Here is a 23376-nt window from a genome sequence, read left to right as displayed (position 1 = left end):
GGCGCGCGGCGTCAGTGGTGATCCGTGCGCAGCGCATAGCGGCGCTCGGCGTACGCGAGGTCGTCCCGCCAGAGGCGGGCCGCGGCGCGGCGCATCAGGGGGCGCAGGACCGGCGCCAGCCGGGCGGCCCTGGCGAACCCCGGCCGGCCGGACGCGGCGATCGTCGCCTCGATCACCGCCGTGCGCGGGCGGCCGTCGGTGCCAGGGCCGAGTGGCGTCGCGTGGGTCTCCACCACGCTGCCGGCCCCCTCACCGTCCACAATGGTCATCAGCACCGTGCGCGGCCCCGGGCAGGTGAACTCGGCGACCACCGGCACGCCGAGCTTTCCCGCGAGCCGGAACGTCACCTCCACGACGAACCGGTCGTCGGGCTCCGCGACGTCGATGCCCCGCGGCGCCGACAGCACCCGCAGGCGGGCGAAGGAATACGGGTGGAACCAGGCACCGTGCCAGGGGTCGAGCCGGTTGGCGACGACGTCTTCGGGCTCGCAGACCCCGGTCAGCGTCGCGACCGCGTCGACGGTGGTGCCGCGCGGGCGGGCCGGCACGACCGGACGTTCGGCGGGCGGTTCGCCGCCGGGCCGGTCGAGGCGGACCCACGCCAGTACCCCGTCGTCGTACGACGGCAGCGCCGTCCACCCGGGACGGTCGCCGCCGACGCGCAGGCCGTGCCACCGGCAGACCAGCTCGCCGCAGTGCACGCGTGCCTGAGCCAGCGGCGCGCCGAGGTGCGGGCAGGCGCCCGGGCCGACCCGCAGCTCGCCGCCGGGTCCGCGCCAGGCCACCAATTCGCGGCCGGCCACCCGCACGCCGGACGGCCGGTCGGCGCGGACTTCGCGGGCGGCCGCGAAGACGAACCAGTTGCCGGCCGGGCGGGAGCCGGCCCGCTTGACCGCCGCTTCGATCAGCGCGGGGCCGCACTCCGCGTAGGTGGGTTCCTGACGGGCCCAGGCCGGCTCGCGGAACGGCCGCACCGGCCACCGCTCCGGCCGGCGCCCGATCAGCTGCCGCTTGAGGTCCACGGACCCATCATCAAGCATGCGGAGCGATTGCGCAACGCTTCCCCCGATTCACGCTTTGACGCGTTCGGCGGCCAGCTCGAGCGCGCCGGGCAGGTCGTCGACCCAGCGGACGCCGTCCTGTCCGGCGAGGTTTTCCCAGCCCGGTCCCGCCATGACGACGTCGAACCCGCGGCGCCGCAGCCGGCGGCCGAGCAGGTCGTCGGCGGTGGCGGCGGACATCGACCACAGGAACACCGCCACCGGGCCGAGCTTTTCCGCGCCGGCGATCGTCGTCTCGGCGGGCACCATCTGTCCCAGGTGGACGGCCGGGATCCCGGCCTCCGCCAGCGCGGCGCGCAGCACCTCCATCGGCAGGCCGTGGCGTTCGCCGGGGCAGCACGCCAGCAGCACCCCGCGGCCGGGCGGGGCGGTCGCGAACCGGGCGCCGCAACGCTGCAGGGCGAGCGAGATCTCGCCGGTCAACGCCCACTCGGACGCGAAGCAGAGGTCGCCGCGCAACCAGCGGCCGCCGAGGTGCCGCAGGACGGGAACGAGCACCTCGGTCCACGCTCCGGCGGGTCCGAGCGCGTCGAGCGTTTCGTCCAGCAGGGCGGCCAGCGACCCGTAGCCGAGCTCCTCCGCCGCCCGCTCGAGCTCCTCGGCGCGCCGGGCGTGGGAGACTTCGGGGACCGCCTCCCCCGTGCCCGAGAACGCGGCCGCGGCGGCTTCACGGGCGCGCATGCCCCGGTCGACGAGCCGCTGCATGTGCTGCAGGCGGCGGACATCCGCGTCGGAGTAGCGCCGGTGCCTGCCGTCGTCCCGCAGGGACGGGCCGACCCCGTAGCGCGCGGCCCAGGTGCGCAGGGTCACCGGGGAGACGCCCAGCAGCCCGGCGACCTTGCCGGGCGTCCACGAGCCTTCCGCCCGGGGACGCTCCCGGCCATCCACCTCGTCGACGTCCATCGGCACCACGTTTCCACACGTCCGGCGGATCCGCTCCCGCAGACTCCGCGGCCCCGTTCGAGTGGACAAGCTACACCACCTGTGAAACGGTTGTGCATCGAATACTCGGAGACCGGGAGGGCGGCGGATGACAGCGATCATGACGGCGGGGGTGGCCTCCGCGGACGAGGCGGCCGCCGGGTGGCTGGACACCACGGGCCGCCGCTGCCTGGCCGAAGCACACGATTTCGTGAGCGCGCGGGTGGCGGAGCACTTTTCCGGGCGCAGCGAGGGCGCGCTCGCGGAAACCGCGCTCCCCGAGTTCGTCGCGGGCGGAAAATGCCTCCGCCCCCTGTTCGCCTGCGTCGGGTGGCGGTGCGGGCAGCCGGAATCCCCGGCCGCGGTTCGCGCGGCCGCCGCCCTGGAACTGTTGCACTGCTTCGCCCTGGCCCAGGACGACGTGATGGACGGCTCGCCGCTGCGGCGCGGCCGCCCGGCCCTGCACGCCCGGTTCGCCCGGTGGCACGAGGAGCAGGGCTGGGCGGGGCCGGCGGCCCGGTTCGGCGAGTCGGCGGCGATCCTGTCCGGGGACCTGTTCCTGGTGTGGTCCGAGCAGATGCTGCGCGAAAGCGGGCTCGACGCCGCGCAGCTGGCGCGGGGCTGGCGGCACTACGACCTGATGCGGGCGGAGCTGGCCGCCGGCCAGCTCGCCGACCTCGTCAACGACGCGCGCGCCCTGCCCAGCTGGGACACCCTGCTCGACGTCCTGCGCCGCAAGTCCGGCAACTACACCGTCCGGCGGCCGCTGGAGTTCGGGGCGGCGCTGGCCGGATGCGGCCCCGGACTGCTCGCCGGGCTGGCCGAGTTCGGTGGCCTGCTGGGCGAGGCGTTCCAGTTCCGCGACGACCTGCTGGGCGCGTTCGGCGATCCGGCCGTCACGGGCAAGCCCGCCGGGCAGGACCTGCGTGACCGCAAGGCATCCAGCGTGGTCGTGCTGGCCGCCGCGATGGCCGGCCGGCGTCAGCAGGCCGAGCTCGCCGAGCTGCTCGAACTCGACGGCGTCGACGACGACGCCGTCGCGCGGTGGCAGGAACTGATCGTGGCGACCGGCGCGCAGGACCGCATGGGCGAGCTGATCGCCGAACGGGCGGGCAAGGCACTCGCGGCAATCGACCCGGCGGTGGTCCCCCGGCACGCCGCCGACCTGCTCGCCGCGCTCGCGGCCCGGTGCACCGAGCGCGACCGATGAAGACGGTGCCCGGGCCGTCGGACCGCGTCGTCGTCGTGGGAGCGGGCCTGGCCGGCTTGGCCGCGGCGATGCACCTCGCCGGGCGTGGCCGGGAGGTCACCGTCCTCGAACGCGACCCGGGGCCCGGTGGCCGCGCGGGACGCGTCGAGCGCGACGGCTACCTGCTCGACACCGGCCCGACCGTGCTGACCATGCCGTCGATCCTGCGCGGCACCTTCGCCGCGGTGGGCGCCGAACTGACCGAGGAACTGCCGCTGACCCGGCTCGATCCGGCGTACGTCGCGCAGTTCGCCGACGGCAGCACGCTGCCCGTGCACACCGACGCGGACGCGATGACCGACGCGGTCCGGGACTTCGCCGGCCCGGCCGAGGCCGCGGGCTACACCCGCCTGCGCGACTGGCTCACGAAGCTCTACCACGCCGAGTTCGGCCGGTTCATCGACGCGAACATCGACTCGCCGCTCGGCATGCTCCGGCCGGAGCTGGCCCGGCTGGTGGCCCTGGGCGGGTTCCGGCGGCTGGACGGCCGGGTCGGGCGGTTCCTGGCCGACGAGCGGCTGAAGCGGGTGTTCACCTTCCAGGCGCTCTACGCGGGCGAGTCGCCGATGCGGGCGCTGGCCCTCTACGCGGTCATCGCGTACATGGACACCGTCGGCGGCGTGTACTTCCCGGCCGGTGGCATCGCGGCCCTGCCGCGGGCCCTGGAACGCGTCGCGGCCGGCGCCGGGGTGAAGTTCGGCTACGGCGACGCCGTGCACGCCCTGGAACGCCGCGGCACCCGCGTCACCGCCGTCCGCACCGCCTCCGGTGCGCGGTACCCGTGCGACGCCGTCGTTCTCACCACCGAACTGCCGGAGAGCTACCGGCTGCTCGGGCGGCACCCGCGTCGGCCGGTCCCGCTCCGGGCCGCGCCCTCGGCGCTCGTCGTGCACGCCGGCGGCCCGGCCACCCACCCGGAGATCGCGCACCACACGATCTCCTTCGGACACGGCTGGCGGTCGACCTTCGACGAGCTGATCACCCGGGGCAGGCGGATGAGCGATCCCTCGCTGCTCGTCACGCGGCCGACCGCGACCGATCCCGGGCTCGCGCCGCCGGGGCGTCAGCTCTACTCCGTGCTCGCCCCGGTGCCCAACCTCGACCGCGGCCCGGCGGACTGGACCGCCGAGTCGGGCCCCTACGCCGAGGAGGTCCTCGAAGTGGCCCGTGACCGGCTCCTGCCCGGCTTCGAGCCGGAGTTCACGCACGTGGTCGGCCCGGCCGGCTGGGCGGCCCGCGGCCTGGTCGCCGGGACGCCGTTCGGCTACGCGCACTCGTTCGTCCAAACCGGACCGTTCCGGCCGCGGAACCTCCCGCGCGGTACGGACAACGTCGTCCTGGCGGGCGGTGCGACGGTCCCGGGCGTGGGCGTCCCGACCGTGCTGATCTCCGGCAGGCTCGCCGCCGACCGGATCACCGGAGGGCCGCGATGACCCGCCGCGAACTCGACGCCGCCGGCATCCGCGAACCGGGGCTGCGCTCGGCGTACACGTGGTGCCGCGAGCTCAACGCGCGCCACGGCCGGACGTACTTCCTCGCGACGCGGATGCTGACCCCGGCGCAGCGGCCGGCCATCCACGCGCTCTACGGCTTCGCCCGGTGGCTCGACGACATCGTCGACGAGCCCGAGGACGACGCCACTCCCGAATCGCTCGCCCGGCGCCTGCACGACGTCGAGGCACGCTTCCTCACCGATCTCGCCGCGCGTGCGAGCGACGACCCGCTGCTGACCGCCGTGATCGACACGGCCGCCCGGTACGCGTTGCCGGAGGCGTACTTCCGGGCCTTCTTCACGTCGATGCGGATGGACCTCACCGTCACCGGCTACGCCACCCGCGCCGACCTCGACGGCTACGTGCACGGCTCGGCCGAGGTGATCGGGCTGCAGGTGCTGCCGGTGCTCGGCACCGTCGCGCCCCGCGACGAGGCCGAACCGAGGGCCGCCGCGCTCGGCAAGGCGTTCCAGCTGACGAACTTCCTGCGCGACGTCGCCGAGGACCTGGCCCGCGGGCGCGTCTACCTGCCGGCCGACGAGCTGGCCGCGCACGGCGTGGACCGCGACCGGCTGGCGTGGTGTGCCCGGCACGGGCGGGCCGACCAGCCGGTCCGGGCCGCGATCCGGCACCAGATCGCCGTGACCCGCGAGGTGTACGCCGAGGCCCGGCCCGGGATCGCGATGCTGCACCCGGTTTCCCGCCCGTGCGTGGCCACGGCGGCGGCCTTGTACGGGCGGATCCTCGACCGGATCGAAGACGCCGGTCACGACGTCTTCGCCGGGCGCGCCACCGTGTCCCGCGGGCGGCGGCTGGCGGTCGCGTGCGGGGCGCTGGCGCGCACCCGGTGGGCCCGGCGGCGGCACCCGGCTCCGGCGCTTCCGGTGGCGGTGAGCTGACGTGGGTCAGGCGGAATACCTCGTCGTGCTGGCCGCTTGCGTCCTCGTCACGCTGCCGCTGGAGTTCGCCGGTGCCCGGGTCTACCGGCAGCCGCGGCGGCTGGCCCGCGCGGTGCTGCCGGTCGCGCTGGTGTTCCTCGGGTGGGACGCGCTGGCGATCGCCGATGGGGTCTGGGACTACGCACCCGGCCACGTCACCGGGATCCGCGCGCCGTTCGCCGTGCCGCTGGAGGAGGTCCTGTTCTTCGTGGTGATCCCGATCTGCGGAGTGCTGACCTTCGAGGGCGTCGAGCTGACCCTCGCGGTGTTCCGGCGGCGTGCCCGGCAGGAGGCCCGCCGGTGATCCCGTGGGGCTACACCGTGCCCGCGGTCGCCTCGGTCGCCGTGGTCGTCCTCGCCGAGGTCTGCCTGCTGCGGACGGGGTTGTTCCGCCGTCCCGGCTACTGGATCACAATGGCCGTCGTGACCGCCTTCCAGATCCCGGTGGACGGCCGGCTGACCGAGCTGTCCGACCCGATCGTCCGGTACGCCCCGGAGCACATCACGAACTGGCGCTTCCCGTGGGACATCCCGGTCGAGGACTTCCTCTTCGGCTTCGCCCTGGTGACCGCCGTGCTGCTGGTGTGGGAACGGGCCGCGCCCCGCGAGGAGCGATCATGAACGCGATGGCGAAGGATGTGCCCTGGCCGCGGCTGCCGGCCGCCGGCCGCGGCACCGACCGCCGGATCGTGACGCGGCCGGCCCCCGCGGGCCTGGCCGACGCCGGGCAGCTCGGCAGTCGCCCGGCCGCGGCGGTCGTCGGCGGGGGCATCGCGGGCCTCACCGCGGCGACCGGGCTGGCCGAGCGCGGGGTCACCGTGACGCTGTTCGAGCGGGAGGACCACCTGGGCGGGCGGGTCGGCGGCTGGACCGACCGGCTGCCCGACGGCACCGCGGTCACGATGAGCCGTGGCTTCCACGCCTTCTTCCGTCAGTACTACAACCTGCGGTCGCTGCTCACGCGCACCGATCCCCGGCTGGACCGGCTGACGCCGCTGGCCGACTACCCGCTGCTGGACGCCCAGGGGCGCACGGACACCTTCGCCGGTCTCCCCCGGACCCCGCCGTGGAACGCGCTCGCGTTCGCCTGGCGCAGCCCGACCTTCACCCCGCGGGACCTGCTGCGCATCAACGGCCGCGGCGCGCTGCCGCTGGCGACGGTCAGCGTCCCGGAGACCTACCGCCGGCTCGACGACATCGACGCGGCGAGCTTCCTCGAAGCGATCAACTTCCCGGAAGCCGCGAAGCACCTGGCATTCGAGGTCTTCTCCCGGAGCTTCTTCGCCGATCCCCGGGAGCTGTCCGCGGCGGAGCTGGCGACCATGTTCCACCTGTACTTCCTGGGCTCCAGCGAGGGTCTCGTGTTCGACGTACCCACCGAGCCGTTCCCCCAGGCGCTGTGGGACCCGCTGTCCGGCTACCTCGGCGATCGCCGGGTGACCCTCCGGACCGGCACCGCGGTGGCGTCGCTCGAACGCACTCCTGACGGCTTCGCGGTCACGACCGCGGACGGCACCGGGCAGTTCGACGCCGTCGTGCTCGCCTGCGACGTGGCAGGACTGCGCGAGATCGCCGCCGCGTCGCCCACGGTCGGCAGTGTCGAGTGGCGAGCCGCCATCGCCGGGTTGCGCACGGCACCGCCGTTCCTCGTCCGCCGGCTCTGGCTCGACCGGCCCGTGGCCGCCGCCCGGCCGCCGTTCCTGGGCACCGGGAGCGTGCCGCCGCTGGACAACATCAGCCTGCTCGACCGCTACGAGGGCGAGGCGCGGCGGTGGGCGGTCCGCACGGGCGGGTCGGTCGTCGAACTGCACGCATACGCGGCCACGACCGGGGATCGCCTGGCGAAAGCCCTGGACGAACGGCTGCACGAGATCTACCCCGAAACCCTCGACGCGCGCGTCATCGGTTCGATCTCGCTGTGGCGTGCGGACTGCCCGCTCTTCGGGGTGGGTGACTTCGCGCGGCGGCCGATGGTCGAAACGCCGGATCCGGCGCTGGTGCTGGCCGGCGACGGCGTGCGGATCGACCTCCCGGTCGCGCTGATGGAACGGGCGGCCACCACCGGCTGGGCCGCCGCCAACACGCTCCTCGCGGGCTGGGGCCTCGCCGGGCACCCGGTGCGCTCGGTCCCCAACCGGGGCCGGATCGGCCTGCTGAACCGGCTCGCCGCGGGCGGCCGGTGATGGCGCGCCACGAGACGGACGTCGTCATCGCCGGCGCGGGCCTCGCCGGCCTGGCCGCCGCCGTGACGCTGCACCGGGCCGGAGTGCCGTGCGCGGTGCTGGAAGCGTCCGACGACGTCGGCGGCCGGGTCCGCACCGACGTCGTCGACGGCTTCCGCCTCGACCGCGGGTTCCAGGTCCTCAACCCGGCCTACCCGGCGATCCGGCGCCTGGTGGACGTCGAAGCCCTGCGGCTGGGCCGGTTCTGGCGCGCGGTCCGGGTGGCCGGCGACGACCGCGTCGCGCTGCTCGGCAACCCGATCGACACGCCCAAAGCGGTGCGCGACATCGTGGCCCGGCGCTATTTCTCGGCGAAGGACCTCGCCGCGCTCGGAGCGCTGTCCGCCCGCGTCGCCGCGGGGCCGGTCCACGGGATCCTCGACCGCGACGACCGCACGACGCTGGACGAACTGCGCCGCGCGGGGTTGTCCGAGCGGGCGGTGGAGACCGTGCTGCGGCCGTTCCTGTCGGGCGTGTTCCTGGAAAGCGGGCTGACGACGTCCTCGCGCTTCTTCCAGCTGGTGTGGCGCAGCTTCCTGCGCTCGGCGCCGTCGCTGCCGGCACTCGGGATGGGCGAGCTGCCCCGGCAGCTGGCCCGTTCGCTGCCGGCCGTTCGCAAGAACACGCCCGTCGAGGCGGTCCGGCCGGGCGTCGTCCGCACCGCCACCGGAGACACCTGGACGGCCCGCGCGGTCGTCGTCGCGACGGACGGCTCCACGGCCGCCCGGCTCGCCGGTGTGGCGGAGCCGAAGTGGAACAGCGGGACGACGTGGTACTTCGCCCCGCCGCGGTCGCCGTTGCGCGAACCGGTCATCGTGATCGACGCCCGCGGCGGCCCGGTCGCGAGTACGAGCGTGGTCAGTGAGGTGTGCCCGACGTACGCGCCGCCCGGCGCCGCGCTGGTGAGCGCGTCGGCGCTGACCACGTTGCCGGTGACCGACGTGCGCCGGGCGCTGGGCCGGATGTACCGCACGGACGCGGCCCGCTGGCCGCTGGTGGGCCGGTACGAGATCGCCCGCGGCCTTCCGGCGATGCCGCCCCCGCACGACATCCGCCGCGAGGTCCGGCTGGGCGACGGACTCTACGTGTGCGGCGACCACCGGGACACGAGTTCGCTGCAAGGCGCCCTGGCTTCCGGCCGCCGGGCGGCTCGCGCGGTGCTCGCCGATCTCGGCTCCTGAACGGCACTTCGACCCGGCGGGATCACAGTTCGCGGGCCGTGTCCATGCCGCCGCCGGTGGTGACCAGCAGGGCGCTCCAGGCCGCCGCCGGGCTGATGTTGAGCAGCACCGCGCGGTCGCCGTCGGTGAACTGCCCTTGCTCGCGCGCACTCGACAGGTTGAAGAACACGTCGTTGGGGCCGAGGTGGCCGTAGCGGGCGAGATTCTCAGGGCACACCGGGGAAATCGGCGCGCCGATCGCTTCCGACCAGCTTCGGAACGCGGCCGTCGACAGGTTCTGCGTCAGGTAGCACGTGATGTCGGCCGGGCCGAGGCCGTTGCGATCCAGGAGGCGGGTGACCAGGGATCGCAGCCGGTTGCGGGTCTCGACCGCCAGCCGGAACGAATACGTGGCCTGGTCGGTGCATTCCTCCCGCCAGCGTGGGTACGGCTCGTCGCGGTACTCGACGTGGAACAGGTCCGCGTAGGCGCCGTTCGTCTCCAGCAGGATGTCCCGGATCCGGACCGCGCCGCTGCGGCCCAGCAGCAGCGCGCCGCCGCTGTCGCCGTTGACCGTGACGGGGTGGCGGTACCGGCCTGGGGTCGCCGGCTTGCTCCCGTGCAGCACCAGCACGTTCGCCAGGTCCGGGTCGGCGCGCAGCAGCCCGCTCGCGGCGAGCAGGGCCGGGGTGAGCGACGCGCAGCCGAGGCCGCCGACCGAAAACGCCATCGCCCGCCCGGCGCCCAGCATCTCCTGCAGCCGGGTGGCTTCCGAGCTGACCAGCGTCTGCGGTGCCCTTGGCTCCACCGTCAGGACGACGTCGACGTCGTGGGCGTCGAGGCCGGCGGCGGCGAGCGCGCGCCGGCCCGCACGGGCGGCGAGGTCGGCCGCGGTGAGCGTGTCGTCGGCGGGCACCCGGTCGATGCCCAGCGCGGCGCAAATGGCGCGTTCGGCCTCGGACAGCGAGGGCAGCTCGGAGACGGCCAACGACGTCTCCGGCAGGTACCACGCCGACGCGGCCAGCGCGATCACGCGTTCGCCGCATAGGGAAGCTCTTCGAAGGCACCCAGGATCTCGTCGGCGAGGGCGTCCATCCGGTCCTGGCCCACGCCGCCGGCCACGGCCAGCCGCAGCGCGCCCTCGCGCACCGCGGTCGTCACGACCAGCGGGAACCACGACGCGACCGCGCGTTTGAGGCTCAGCGACAGATCCCAGCGGGTCCGTAGCAGGCGAACGCCGGAGTCGAACGCGGAGGTGTCGCTCGGCCCGTGGAGCACGAGGACGTCCGGTTCGTCCAGTGCGCGCAGCCGGGCCGTCCCCGGCGAATCCGGCGAAAGGTGGCGCAGCATCCCGTAGCCGACGCCGTCGTTCGGCACGGACCGCAGGCGGTCGGTGATCTCCGGCAGGCAGTCCCGGGCCGTGGTCCCCCGTCCGACCGGCAGCACCAGCGGGTGCAGGGTGGTAAACCAGCCCACCGACGGGCCGCGGCCGGCCAGCCGGAACGGGTTGGGGGTGGACTCCCCCTCCGTCATCACGAACGCGCTCGGCGCGTCCTGCCAGCGGGCGAGGCCGCACGCCACCGCGCACAGCGCCGCCTCGCGGCCGTGCGCGGCCCCGGCGGCCAGCAGCCGCGCGAGCTCCGGGTGCTCCAGCGTCCGGGCGGTGATGTCGTCGCCGGGCGGGCTGCCGATCGTCCCGGCTGCCGCGCCGGCCCGCAGGGTCGCCGTCCAGTAGGTCAGCTCGCCCGCGAGCTCGTCCGAGGTTGCCATGGCCCGCAGGTGCTCGGCCCACTCGCGCCACCGCGGCGGCCGGGGCGCCGGGTCCGGGGTCCGGCCCGCCGTGAGGTCGGCGAGCAGCACGTCGAGGTCGTCCAGAACGACCACAGTGGACATGTTGTCGAAGACGAAGTGGTTGACCAGCAGCACGAGCAGGCCGCCGCGGGCGCGGCCGCGGTCGTAGTGGCGGACGCGGAACAGCGGCCCGCGCGCGGGATCCATCTCCGCCTTCAGCGTCTGGCAGTCGTCCATGACGATCGCGAGTTCCTCGTCCTCGCTCAGCGGCGGGAGGACCACGGCGTCGAACACGTCGGTCACGGTCATGGTCCCGACCTCGAGCCGGGTGCCCAGTGCGTTGCGCCGCAACCGGTAGCGCAGGGGTTCGTGCATGGCCAGGAGGTGCCCGACGGCCGTCCGGATCGCGGCCGCGCCGACCTCGGGCGTCGTTTCCACCGTGTGCACGTCGACGAAGTCCCCGGCCTCGTCCGGCAGCCGGTGCAGGAAGCTGTGCATGATCGGGGTCGGCGGGATCGCCCGGACGGGCTCCGGCGCCGCCGAGACCGGCATCGTCGAGACCGGCACCGGCTGCGCGGCCGGGCCGTCGACGACCGCCGCCCGCGCCAGTTCGCCGAGGGTGCGGCACTGCAGCAGCTGCTGCGGGGTGAAGTGGACGCCCTCCTTCGCCGCCCGCGCGGCCACCCGGACACCGAGGACCGAATCGCCGCCGAGGTCGAAGAAGTTGTCCTTCGGCGACACCGGGTGGTCGGTCAGCAGGTCCGCGCAGAGCGCGGTGAGGACCCGTTCGGCGTGGCCGAGCGTGTCACTGTCCACAAGGGAAGGTGGGGTCATGGTCGGCTCACTGCTCCGGGGGGTGGTGGCGGGGCGCGGGACGGCGCCGAGCGGGACGGTGCCGATCGGAACAGCGGGTTCGCGCAGCAGGGCGTCGAGCAGGCCGGGCAGCAGGCGGGCGAGTGCCGCCGCCGTCTCCCGGTCGAACAGCGCCGTCGCGTATTCGAAGTACCCGTCCATCGGCCCGTCCTGCTGGTCGACGACGCCGACGGTCAGGTCGAACTTCGCGGTGCCCGGCGCGATCCCGGCGATCCGGCCGCCGTCCGAGTACTGCGAGCAGCCGAGGCCACCGAGCTCCGCGGTGTCCTGCAGGACGTTCTGGTAGGTGTAGGCCACGTCGAACAGCGGCTGGCGGCCGGGTTCGCGCGGCCCGCACACCGCCGAGACGATCTTTTCCAGCGGGATCTCCTCGTGGTCGAGCACCTTCGCGACGGTGTCCGCGCAGCGCCGGACCAGGTCGGTGAACGACAGCGACCCGTCGACGCGCGTGCGGAACGGCGGCAGGTTGTTGAAGTACCCGATGAGGTCGTGCGTCGCCGGGTGCGTCCGGCCGGAGGTGCCCACCCCGACGACGACGTCGGTGAGCCCGGCCCAGCGGTGCAGGAGGGCGTCGACCAGCGCGAGCATCGTGACGAACGTCGTCACGCCGTGCTCGCGGCTGAACCGGCGGGCGGCCTCGGCGGCCGTCGCGTCCACGGTGAACTCCACGAGGTCGCCGTCGAAGGTCTGGACCGCCGGGCGGGGCCGGTCCAGCGGCAGTTCCGCGACCGGCGGGCCGGCCAGCTCGGTGCGCCAGAACTCGAGTCCGCGCTCCAGCGTCTCCCCCGTCAGCCGCTCCCGTTGCCAGGCCGCGAAGTCGGCGTACTGGAACGGCAGCTCGGGCAGCTCCGGCTCGCGGCCGGCCAGCCGCGCCCGGTACAGCTCGGAGAAGTCGCGGAAGAACACCGTCGGCGACCAGCCGTCGAAGACGATGTGGTGGTAGGTCCACACCAGGACGTGGTCGTCCTCGGCCAGGCGCAGCAGGGTGACGCGCATCAGCGGCCCGGTGGCCAGGTCGAACGGCCGGACGGCCTCCAGCGCGGTCAGCTCCTGCGCCGCTTCGTGCCGGTCGAGTTCGGGCAGTGTGCTCAGGTCGCGCACGACGAGCCGGGGCGCGGACTCGACGAGCCGGACGAACGGCACGCCGTCCTCGCTCGGGATGCGGGTGCGCAGGATCTCGTGCCGGGCGACCAGGTCGTCGACCGCGCCGGCCAGCGCGGCCTCGTCGAGCGGGCCGGACAACCGCAGGTCGTGGGGGATGTTGTAGAGCGCGCTGCCGGGGTTCAGCCGGTCCAGGTACCACAGCTGTTCCTGGCCGAACGACAGCGGCAGCGGGCCCCCGCGCGGCAGCACCGCCACGGCCGTGACCTCGGCGGACGGGCCGCGCTCGGCCCGCACCGCCTCGACGCGGGCGGCGAAGGCCCGCACGGTCGGGTGGGCGTAGAGGTCGGCGAACGTCAGGTCCACGCCGAAGTCGCGTTCCATCGTCCGCAACGCGGTGATCGCCGCGATCGAGGTGCCGCCGAGGGAGAAGTAGTCCGACTCGGGCCCGAGCCCGTCTTCGCCCAGGGCGCGCGCCCAGATCTCGGCGATCCGGCGCTCGGTGTCCTCGTGCGGCACGGCCACCGGTTCCGGGACCCGGGCCCGGCGGGAGACGGACGGCGCGCCCGGCGGGCGGCACCAGCAGCGGACGCCCTCGAACGGGTACGTCGGCGCCTCGATCCTGGGCACGGCCACGCCGTCGTAGTGGCGGTCCCAGTCGAGCCGGACGCCGAGCCGGTAGAGCGACGCGAGCTGCCGCAGCACGGCCCGCCGTCCGGCACCGGCGATCAGCTCGATGCAGCCGAGCTCGGGGGCCAGGCGGCGCATGCTCCGCGACAGGACGCCGCCGGCGCCCAGCTCGACCAGCACCGCGCCGTCGCGGGCGAACCCGCGCACCGCCTCGGCCAGCCGTCCGGAGTCGAGCCCGGGACCGACGGGCCGGTCCGCCGCGGCCGCCAGTCCGTCCACAAGGGACAGTTCGCCGCGCGCGATCCGCACCGACAGGTTGCCCGCGCCCGAACCGACGAGGTGGGTGCCGGGGATGCCCAGCGACCGAGCCAGCCGGTGGAGGGCGTGGTGGACGGCGACCAGCCGCGGTCCCGGCTCCTCGGGCAGCGGGTCGTCGCCCAGGACCGGCCACTCGGCGCACAGCTCGCGCCAGACGTCGGGTTCGACGCCGCCGTCGCCGGAGAAGAGCAGCACCACCGGCGGGTCGTCCGCGGCGGGCGTGTCCGGAACGGCGGCCGATCGCAGGGCCGCGGCGAGGCCGCCGGGTTCATCGGCGACCACGGCGACGCGGAACGGGTGGTCGTCGCGGCCCCGGTTCATCGCGTGGCCGATGGCGAGCACGCCCTGCCCGCTCGCTTCGGCGAACTCGGCGAGCCGGTCGCGGTAGCGGGTGAGCGCGGACGCCGTCTTGGCCGAAACCGTGACCAGCTGGGCGGTCCCGGCGGGTTCGGCAGGCAGCGAGGCCGGCGGGGGCTCCTCCACGACGGCGTGCACGTTGGTCCCGGTCAGCCCGAACGAGCTGAGGCCCGCGCGCCGCGGCCCTTCGCCGTCCCACGGGCCGAAGGCGGGGTTGACCCGCACCGGGCCGCTGAAGTCGATCAGCGGGTTGGGCGTCTCGAAGTGCGCGGTCGGGTAGCGGACGCCGCGTCGCACGCTGAGCAGCACCTTGATCAGCCCGGCCAGGCCGGCGGCGTTGTCCAGGTGCCCGATGTTGCCCTTGATCGAGCCGATCGCGCAGCCCGGGCCGGTGACGCGCGCGTCGAGGAACGCCTGGCGCAGGGCCTCGACCTCGACGACGTCGCCGAGCGGCGTGGCCGAGCCGTGGCACTCGACGTACCCGAGTGTGGCCGGGTCGACGCCGGCGTCGCGCCAGGCCGCGGTGATCACTTCGGTCTGGCCTTCCCGGCTCGGCGCGCTCATGCTGGCCATCCGGTAGCCGTTGTGGTTGACGGCGACGCCCTTCAGCACCGCGTGCACGTGGTCGCCGTCGGCGAGCGCGGCGGGCAGGGGTTTGAGCACGACGATCCCGCCGCCTTCGCCGCCGACCGCGCCGGTGGCCTTCTCGTCGAACGGGCGGCACCGGCCCTCGGGCGACTCGACGCCGCGGACCGGGATGTGCCCGGCCTCCCGGATCGGCAGCGGCCGCACGCTGATGCCGCCCGCCAGTGCCAGTTCCGCGGCCCCGCCGCGCAGCAGGGAGACGGCGTGGGCGATCGCGACCAGGCTGCCGCTGCACGCCGTGTCGAGGACGAGCGCGGGCCCGGTGAAGTCGTGGCGGTAGCTGATCCGGGCCGCCATCGAAGCACCCAGGATGCCCAGGATCTGCTGCGGGTCTTCCTCTTCGAAGAGCTCTTCGTAGTCCGAGCGGGCGTCCCCGAGGACGACCGCGGTGCGCGTTCCCCGCAACGCCTGGGGCGCGTAGCACGCGTTCTCGAGGGCCTCGTGGGCCAGCTGCAGGATCAGCCGCTGGTGCGGGTCCATCCACGCGGCCTCGGCCGGCGGCACCCCGAAGAACCGGTGGTCGAACCGGTCGATCCGGTCGAGGTAGCCCATCGGCAGGTACTCGGCGTCCACCGGAAAGCCGTTGTCCCGCAACCGTTCCAGGTCCGGCTGCCCGACGGCGTCGCGGCCCTCGGCGAGCAGCTCGTGCACGGCGTCCAGCCCGTGGGCGCCCGGGAGCAGGGCGGACACCCCGATGATCGCCACGTCGTCGTTGCGCACCGGCTCCGACCTCCTAGAGCTCGTAGTCCTTCGGTTCGGGCGTGGGGTGCTCCAGCAGCTCGGCCAGTGCCCCGACGGTGGGGTTGTCGAACAGCGCCCGCGGCGGCAGCTCGGCGCCGAAGTCCGCGCGCAGCCGGGCGGTGACCCGCAGGCAGAGCAGCGAATCGCCGCCGAGGACGAAGAAGTCGTCGTCGACGCCGACCTGCTCCACCGCGAGCACCTCGGCCCAGATCCGGCTCAGCGCGCGTTCGGTCGCGGTGCGGGGTGCGAGGTAGGCCCGGTCGCCGGGACCGCGCACCGGAATGGGCCGCGCGGGCGGCAGGTCACGCGGGGGTGCGGCCTCCCGTGCCGGTTCCCGCAGCAGGTCCGCCAGTTCGCCGGCGAGTGTCTCGACCGTGCCGGTGTCGAACAGCGCGGGGTCGTAGCCGAGCCGCAGCCTCAGCGGTTCGTCCTCGCGTGCGCTGCCATAGGCGACGAGGGTCAGCGGGTAGTTGGTGACCTCGATGGCGGACAGCTCCGCCACGTGCAGCCCGCGCTCGGCCAGGCTGTCGGCGTCGAGGGGGTAGTTCTCGAACACGACGATGCTGTCGAAGAGGGCCACCTGGGCGGGCAGCCCGCTCCAGCGGCGCAACGCGGCGAGCGAGACGTGCCCGAACCGGCGGGCCTCGGCCTGGTCGGCCTGCAGCCGCCGGAACCAGCCCGGCCGGTCTTCGGACTCCGCGACGGTGACGCGGACCGGCACGGTGTTGACGAACATGCCGGCGATCGAGTCCGCGCCGGGGAGTTCGGGCGGCCGGCCGGACACCACCGATCCGAAGCAGACGTCCGGGTCGCCGCCGTGGTGGGCGAGCAGCCGCGCCCACGAGCCCTGCACGACGGCGTTGACGGTCAGCCGGTGCCGCCGGGCGAAGGCGGCCAGCCGGCCCGAGTCCACTGCGGACAGTTCACGGTCCACTGTGGACGAGGACTGCGTCCGGTGGGCCCGGCCGGGCGGCCGGTCGAACGGCAGCCGGGTGGGGGTGAGACCGGCGAGGACCTTCCGCCAGTGGGCTTCGGCCGCCCCCGCGTCCTGCCGGGCCAGCCACGCCAGGTGGTCGGCGAACGGACGGCGCCGCCGGGCCGGCACCCCGGTCACGTGCGCCAGGACGTCGGTGAGCACCTCGAACACGCTCCAGCCGTCGAGGATCACGTGGTGGAACGTCCAGACCGTCCGGATCCGGTCGTCGCCGAGCCGGATCAGCGTCACCCGCATCAGCGGTGGCACGGCGGGGTCCAGCCCCGCCGCCCGGTCGGCGGCCAGCACCCGGCGCAGCGCGTCGTCCCGGCCGGCTTCGGGCAGTGAGCGCCAGTCGTGCACGGTCACCGGAAGCGTCACGGCGCGGTGCACCACCTGCACCGGCTCACGCACGCCGGTCCAGCGCACGGCGGTGCGCAGCACCGGGATCTCCGCGACCACCCGGTGCCAGGCGCGCTCCAGCGCCGCGGGGTCGCCGGCCCCGCTCAGCGTGAAGGAGATCTGTTCCAGGTAGGTGCCCGGTTCCGACAGGCTGTGGAACAGCATGCCCGCCTGCATCGGGGTCAGCGGGTAGACGTCCTCGACGTGCCTGCCGTCGCCGATGACCCGGTCGAGCTCGGCCTGGTCCGCCGCGGCGAGCGGGAAATCCGACGGGGTGGCACCGCCCGCCGCCGGATCCGCGCAGTGGGCGACGATCTCCTCGAGCGCCGCGAGCACGTCACGCGCCAGCCCGGCGACGGTCCGCTCCTCGTGCGCGCCCGGGGAGTACGTCCACTCGAACTCCAGCTCGCCGTCGCCGGTGACGGCCGCCATGACGTCGAGCCGGGCGGTGCCGGTCGGGTGGGCGGCGCGGTCCAGCCCGACCACGGACGGGGCCGCCCGGTACGGCTCGCCGTCGGCGAGGTCGAACCGGCCCAGGTAATTGAACGCCGCCACCGGCCGGGGCACGGGCAGGGGCGCGTCCCCGAGGTGGCGCAGGGCGCCGTAGCCCAGTCCGCGGTCCGGCACCGCGCGCAAGCACTCCTTGACCGACTTGAGCACCGCGCCCCAGCCACCGTCCGGGACGTCGACCGCGCAGGGGTAGAGCGTGGTGAACCAGCCGACGGTCCGGGACAGGTCCACGTCGTCGAAGACGTCCTCGCGGCCGTGGCCTTCCAGCTCGAGGACGACACGGCCCTCCCCCGTCCACCGGGCGAGCACCCGGCCGAGCGCGCTCACCAGCAGGTCGTCGATCCGGGTGCGGTAGGCGGCCGGGGCGTCGCGCAGCAACGCCGTGGTCGGCCCGGCGCCGAGCCGGACGGTCACCGCGCGGGGCGGCAGCGGGAGGCCGTCGGGGGCTGCCTGGGCGCCGTCGGCCGCGCGCCGCCAGTGGGCGAGCTGATCGCCGAACCCGCCCGAAGCGACGTGCGCGGCCAGCCGCCGCGACCAGTCCCCGAACGAGGTGGTCCGGGGCGGCAGCTCCACCGGCCGCCCGGCGCGGGCGGCCCGGTAGGCGGTCCGCAGGTCCGCCAGGAGGATCCGCCACGAGACACCGTCCACGACCAGGTGGTGGGCGGCCAGGAGCAGGCGCGACCCGTCCAGCACCGCCGCGAACAAGCCACCGCCGTCGAGCTCGAACAGGTCCATTGTGGACAACGCGCCGACGCGGAACACGTCGTCCGGCACGGCGTCCGTGTACTCCTGACGCCATCCACCGTCGACGCGCCGGAAGCGCAGCCGGAGAGCGTCGTGGTGGCGGACCAGCGCCTCGACCGCGATGCGCAGCGCTGCCGGGTCGGTGTCCGCGACGAGGTCCGCCGACACCCACTGGGCGAAGTGCGCCGGGTGCTCGGTGATCGTCGCGAAGAACCAGTGCTGGATCGGCGACAGCGGAACCGGGCCGGACGGCCGGGGTGCTTCCTGCGCCGCCGGCGCCTCCCAGACGGCCGCCGCGGCCAGCGCGGCCGGGGTCTGCCGGAGGAAGACGTCCTTGACGCTCAGGCGCAGCCCGAGCTGCCGGGCGCGCGCCACGACCTCGATGCCGAGGATCGAGTCCCCGCCGAGCTCGAAGAAGTTGTCCTCGGCCCCGGCGCGCTCCACGCCGAGCACCTCGGCCCACACCCGGGTCAGCAGCTCTTCGGCCGCGCCGCGCGGTGCGGTGGGGGCCCGGCCGGCCCGGCGCCGCGGCGCCGGCAGCGCCCGGCGGTCGATCTTGCCCTGCGGCGTCAGCGGGAACCGGTCGAGCAGGACGAGAGCGCCGGGAACGAGGTGGCCCGGCAGCCTTTGGGCGAGGAACTCCCGCAACGCGCTCGCATCGGCCGGGCGGCACGGCACGACGTACCCGGCCAGCCGCTTGTGGCCGGGGGTGTCCTCCCGCGCCACCACGACGGCCTCGCCGACGTCCGGGTGCCGCCGCAGTGCCGCCTCGACCTCGCCCACCTCGATCCGGAAGCCGCGGATCTTGACCTGGTCGTCGGACCGGCCGAGGAAGTCCAGCACCCAGTCCTCGTCAGCGCGCCAGCGCACGACGTCGCCGGTGCGGTACAGCCGGGTGCCGTGGCCGAACGGGTCGGCCACGAACCGGTCGGCCGTCAGCCCGGGACGGTCCAGGTAGCCGCGCGCCACGCCGCCCCCGATGTACAGCTCGCCGGGCACCCCGGCCGGCACCGGATCGAGGTCGCGGTCGAGGACCAGGCAGTGGAGTCCGGGGACCGGCCGCCCGATCGGCACCGGCCGCCCGTCGTCGGCGGCGCGGACGCGATGACACGACGTGAACGTGGTGCTCTCGGTGGGACCGTAACCGTTGACCAGCTCCAGGTCCGGCCACCGGCGCAGGACCTCGGCACACTGCTGCGGCGACAGGACGTCGCCGCCGGAAACCAGCCGCCGCAGGCCCTTGAAGACCCCGGGGCCGGCCGCCGCCACCTCGTGGAACATCCCCGCGGTCAGCCAGAGCGCGGTCACGCCCTCGGCGCGGATGAACGCCCCGAGAGCCTCTACCGACGGCACGTCTTCGGTGTCGATCGCCAGCCGGGCGCCCGACAGCAGCGCGCCCCAGATCTCCAGCGTGGAGGCGTCGAACGACAACGTCGCGTACTGCGACGAGACGTCGTCCGGGCGCAGCCGGGCGAACGGGCCGGCACACAACCGGACCACCGAGCGGTGCTCGATCAGCACGCCCTTCGGCCGGCCCGACGAGCCGGAGGTGTAGAGCACGCAGGCCAGGTTGGCCGGCCGGACCCGTGGTGCCGGGGAACCGCCGGGCAGGCCGCGCTCCCAGCCGTCGTCCAGGCCCAGCACGCGGACCCCGCGAGGCACCCGGTCGCGCACCGCCCGCGTCGCGAGGACCGTCGAGACCCCGGAATCCGCCAGCAGCAACGCCAGCCGCTCCTCCGGGTAGCGGGGGTCGAGCGGGACGTAGGCCGCGCCGGCTTTCAGGACGGCCAGCATCCCGGCGATCGCGTCGATCCCCCGCGGCACGCACAGGCCGATCCGGACGTCCGGTCCGGCGCCGTGCGCGATCAGGCCGTGGGCGAGCCGGTTCGCCCGGGTGTCCAGCTCCCGGTAGGTCACCGTCTTTCCGGCGCAGGTCACCGCGAGCGCGTCCGGGCGCTCGCGGACGCGCTCGGCGAAGACATCGAGCATGGTCCGGTGCGGTCCCTCCGGCGTCCCGCGTCCCACTTCCAGGAGTTCGCGCCGTTGTGCCGGAGCCGGCCACGGCAGCCGGGACAGCCGCCGCCCCGGATCCTCGGCGATGCTCGTGAGCAGGGCGAGCATGTTCTCCGCCAGCCGCCGGATCGTGTCGGCGCCGAACAGCTCGGTGCTGTACTCGACGGTGGTGCGCAGGCCGCCGTCCCGCGGCTCGAACTCCACGGTGAGGTCGAACTGAGCCGCCTGCCGGGGCAGGTCGGCCTCCTCGACGGCCAGGCCGCTCATCGCGGGTGCCGGCGACGGCGCGTTCTGCAGCGCCACCATCGTGTTCACCAGCGGCGACCGGCTCGCGTCGCGGTCCGGCGCGAGCAGCTCCACCAGGCGGCCGAACGGCACTTCGTCGTGGGCCATCGCGTCGAGCACCGTCGAGCGGACGCCGGCGAGGAAGTCCGTGAACGACGGGTCGCCGTCGACCCGGGACCGGATCACGACGGTGTTGACGAAGAAGCCGACGAGGTCCGCCAGCTCGTCCCAGGACCGCCCGGCCGTGACCGTACCGAGCGCGATGTCCCGCTGGCCCGTGTAGCGCGCGAAGAGCACCTGCGCCGCCGCGACCAGGGTCATGAAGAGCGTGGCGCCGCGTTCCCGGCCGAGTTCGGCCAGCCGGGCGGTCACGGCCGCGGGCACGGTGAACCGGTGGGCCGCCCCCGCCGTCCCGCGCACCGCCGGTCGCGGGCGGTCGGTGGGCAGTTCCAGGGCCGGCACCCCGGCCAGCTGCCGTTCCCAGTAGGCGATCCGGTCGTCCAGCTCCGGGCCGGCGAGCCGGTCGCGCTGCCAGGCGGCGAAGTCCGCGTAGCGCAGCGGCAACGGCGGCAGCTCGGCCGCGGCTCCATTCAGTGCACCGGAGTACAGCAGGCCGAGTTCGCCCGCGAGCAGGCCCATCGACCAGCCGTCGGTGACGATGTGGTGCAGCACGAGCACCAGCAGGTGGTCGTCCTCCCCCAGCCGGAGCACGGTCGCCCGGAACAACGGGCCGCGGGCCAGGTCGAAGGGCCGCTGGACCTCGGCGAGCAGTGCGTCGTCGACGTCGGACGCGGCCACCGCGCGGATGTCCGGCCGGACCGCGACCGGCGGCCCGACGACCTGGACGCCCCGTCCCTCCACCGTGGGGAACGTCGTGCGCAGCGACTCGTGCCGCTCGACCAGCGCGGTCAGCGCCGCTCCCAGCGCGTCCAAGGACAGCGGCCCGCGCAGCCGGAACCCCGCGCTGATGATGTACTCGGCGCCGCCCGGGGCGAGCTGGTCGAGGAACCAGAGCCGCTGCTGGCCGGACGACAGCGGCAGCGCCGTCCCCGGCGCGGTCCGCGACGGCGCGCGCCCGGCGTGGGCGGCGGGGATCGCCGCCGCGAGCCCGGCGACCGTCCGGTGCTCGAACACGGCCTGGGCGGGCAACGCCGTGCCCAGCCGCCGGTTGAGCGTCCCGGCCACCCGCATCGCGAGGATCGAGTCCCCGCCCAGCTCGACGAAGTCGTCCGAGACGCCGACCCGCGGCACGCCGAGCACTTCGCGCCAGATCCCGGCGACCAGCTGCTCCGCCGGGTCGCCGGGAGCGGCGTCCCCGTCGTGGCTTCCGGGCACGGGCAGCGCGCGCCGGTCGATCTTCCCGCCGGTCGTCAGCGGCAGTTCGGCCAGCTCGACGAACCGGGCGGGCACCAGGTGTTCCGGCACCCGGGCGCGCAGGAAAGCCCGCAACCGGGCCGGCAAGTCTGTGCGGCAGCCGGTGCGGCAGGGTGCCGGCGCGGTCACCGGCACGACGTAGGCGACCAGGTGGTCGGCGTCCCGGCCGTCCCGCCGCGCCACCACCGCCGCGGCGGCCAGTTCGGGGTGACCCAGCAGGGCCGCCTCGGCTTCGGCGGGGTCGACGCGGATCCCGCGGATCTTGACCTGCCCGTCGGCGCGGCCCAGGAAGTCCAGCAGCCCGTCGTCCCGGCCGCGCACCCGGTCGCCGGTGCGGTACATCCGCGAGCCCGGCGGCCCGGCCGGGTCGGCGACGAACGCGGCCGCGGTCACCCCCGGCCGGCCGAGGTAACCGCGGGCCAGCCCGTCCCCGGCCAGGCAAAGCTCCCCCGGCTCACCGGGTGGCACCGGCCGCAGACCGTCGAGGACCTGGGCGCGCGTCCCGGCCACGGGCTTGCCCAGCACCACGCCCCCGGCAGGCTCCGCCCGGCACACCAGACTGTCCACCGTGGTCTCGGTGGTGCCGTACGCGTTGTGGACCCGCACCCCGGCGGCCGTCAGCGCGGCGACCAGATCCGCGTCGACCGGCTCGCCGCCGGTGACGACCACCCGAGGCCGCGCGGGACCGTCCAGCAACCCGGCCAGCAGCAGCATGCGGAGGTACGACGGGGTTTCGTCGAGTACGTCGACGCGCGCGGCCGCCAGCGCGGCCACCGCGGCCCGCGGGTCGAGCCGGGTGGGGCGGTCCAGCACGTGCAGCTCATGGCCGGCCAGCATCCACAGCAGCGGAACCCAGGACGCGTCGAAGGACAGCGCCGCGGTGTGCGCCACCCGCAGCCGCCGCCCGCCCGCGGCCGGCTCGAAGATCTCCGCGCGGTGGGCGGCGAACAGGCGGCTCAGGCCACGATGGGTGCCCAGCACGCCCCGGGGCCGTCCGGTCGAACCGGACGTATAGAGCACGTAGGCGAGGTTGCCGGGCCGGATCCGCGGCCGCGGGGGGACCGCGGATCCGGCTTCACCGCCCGCGACGAGCACCGGCTCGCAGCGGGACGGGACCCGGTCCGCCAGCTCCGGCTGGGTCAGCACGAGGCCGGCTCCGGCGTCGGCGAGGAGTGCTTCCCGGTAGTCCGGCGGGTGGTCCGGATCGAGCGGGACGTACGCGGCGCCGGCCTTGAGGACGGCGAACACCGCGACGACCATGTCGACGCCGCGCTCGACGAGGAGCCCGACCCGGCTCTCGAGCCCGGCGCCCCGGGCGGCCAGCCGGGCGGCGGCTTCGTCGCTGCGCGCGTCCAGTTCCGCGTAGCTCAACCGGGTTCGGCCGTCGGCCACGGCGGTCGCCCCGGGATCGCCGGCCGCCCGGTCGGCGAGCAGGCCGCCCACGCCGCTCCACGCTCCAGTCGTGACCGTCATCCCCCGAGTCATCCCCCGAAAGTTGCCCGTTCCCGGCGCCGGAAACCGCAATGGTTTCCGGCGTTTTTCCGGCGGCGATCCTCGGATACTTCCAGCGGCCGC

Annotated in this window: 12 protein-coding genes; 7 read left to right on the top strand and 5 right to left on the bottom strand. The window is 75.0% G+C overall.

What is annotated here, in order from left to right:
- Positions 1-11: 11 nt before the first annotated feature.
- Both A3CE_RS0147740 and A3CE_RS0147735 read right to left on the bottom strand, forming a co-directional pair.
- Entirely contained in the window at positions 12-1022 is a 1011-nt protein-coding gene (locus A3CE_RS0147740; protein ID WP_020647226.1) for a Rieske (2Fe-2S) protein, read from the bottom strand.
- Between the two features lie 48 nt (positions 1023-1070).
- Positions 1071-1964, bottom strand: a complete 894-nt coding sequence (locus A3CE_RS0147735; RefSeq protein WP_020647225.1) for a MerR family transcriptional regulator — start codon at positions 1962-1964, stop codon at positions 1071-1073.
- 127 nt (positions 1965-2091) lie between these two features.
- Here A3CE_RS0147735 and A3CE_RS0147730 point away from each other — a divergent pair, with 127 nt between their 5' ends.
- The 7 genes from A3CE_RS0147730 to A3CE_RS0147700 are packed head-to-tail and all read left to right on the top strand — an operon-like array spanning position 2092 to position 9065.
- On the top strand, positions 2092-3192 hold the full coding sequence (locus A3CE_RS0147730) for a polyprenyl synthetase family protein (RefSeq protein ID WP_020647224.1): 1101 nt from the start codon (positions 2092-2094) through the stop codon (positions 3190-3192).
- Positions 3189-4664 carry a phytoene desaturase family protein gene (crtI, locus tag A3CE_RS0147725; protein ID WP_020647223.1) on the top strand — a complete coding sequence of 492 codons (1476 nt, stop codon included), beginning with the start codon at positions 3189-3191 and terminating at the stop codon, positions 4662-4664. The genes A3CE_RS0147730 and crtI overlap by 4 nt, the downstream gene beginning before the upstream one ends.
- Positions 4661-5623, top strand: a complete 963-nt coding sequence (locus A3CE_RS0147720; RefSeq protein ID WP_020647222.1) for a phytoene/squalene synthase family protein — start codon at positions 4661-4663, stop codon at positions 5621-5623. The genes crtI and A3CE_RS0147720 overlap by 4 nt, the downstream gene beginning before the upstream one ends.
- A 1-nt stretch (position 5624) precedes the next feature.
- Positions 5625-5966, top strand: a complete 342-nt coding sequence (locus tag A3CE_RS0147715; RefSeq protein ID WP_020647221.1) for a lycopene cyclase domain-containing protein — start codon at positions 5625-5627, stop codon at positions 5964-5966.
- Positions 5963-6283 (top strand): lycopene cyclase domain-containing protein, encoded by a 321-nt coding sequence (locus A3CE_RS0147710; protein WP_020647220.1) that lies wholly within the window; start codon positions 5963-5965, stop codon positions 6281-6283. The genes A3CE_RS0147715 and A3CE_RS0147710 overlap by 4 nt, the downstream gene beginning before the upstream one ends.
- Positions 6280-7845, top strand: a complete 1566-nt coding sequence (locus A3CE_RS0147705; protein WP_020647219.1) for an FAD-dependent oxidoreductase — start codon at positions 6280-6282, stop codon at positions 7843-7845. The genes A3CE_RS0147710 and A3CE_RS0147705 overlap by 4 nt, the downstream gene beginning before the upstream one ends.
- Complete coding sequence (locus A3CE_RS0147700) at positions 7845-9065, top strand: NAD(P)/FAD-dependent oxidoreductase (RefSeq protein WP_020647218.1); 1221 nt, start codon at positions 7845-7847, stop codon at positions 9063-9065. Before A3CE_RS0147705 ends, A3CE_RS0147700 begins: the two co-directional genes overlap by 1 nt.
- A gap of 22 nt (positions 9066-9087) precedes the next feature.
- Here the strand turns inward: A3CE_RS0147700 and A3CE_RS0147695 are convergent, their stop codons facing one another.
- The 3 genes from A3CE_RS0147695 to A3CE_RS53060 are packed head-to-tail and all read right to left on the bottom strand — an operon-like array spanning position 9088 to position 23274.
- Positions 9088-10077, bottom strand: a complete 990-nt coding sequence (locus tag A3CE_RS0147695) for a 3-oxoacyl-[acyl-carrier-protein] synthase III C-terminal domain-containing protein (protein WP_020647217.1) — start codon at positions 10075-10077, stop codon at positions 9088-9090.
- Positions 10074-15479: a condensation domain-containing protein gene (locus A3CE_RS0147690; protein ID WP_026469568.1), complete on the bottom strand. Its 5406-nt coding sequence runs from the start codon at positions 15477-15479 to the stop codon at positions 10074-10076. Before A3CE_RS0147690 ends, A3CE_RS0147695 begins: the two co-directional genes overlap by 4 nt.
- A 13-nt stretch (positions 15480-15492) precedes the next feature.
- The gene (locus A3CE_RS53060; protein ID WP_051183849.1) at positions 15493-23274 is read right to left on the bottom strand and encodes a non-ribosomal peptide synthetase; all 7782 of its coding nucleotides are present in this window, start codon (positions 23272-23274) and stop codon (positions 15493-15495) included.
- Positions 23275-23376: the final 102 nt, after the last annotated feature.

It is taken from the genome of Amycolatopsis balhimycina FH 1894, from assembly GCF_000384295.1.
In the GTDB taxonomy this organism is placed as follows: Bacteria; Actinomycetota; Actinomycetes; order Mycobacteriales; family Pseudonocardiaceae; genus Amycolatopsis; species Amycolatopsis balhimycina.
The sequence above is the reverse complement of the archived record's forward strand: the minus strand, read 5'-3'. Positions and strand labels throughout refer to the sequence as shown.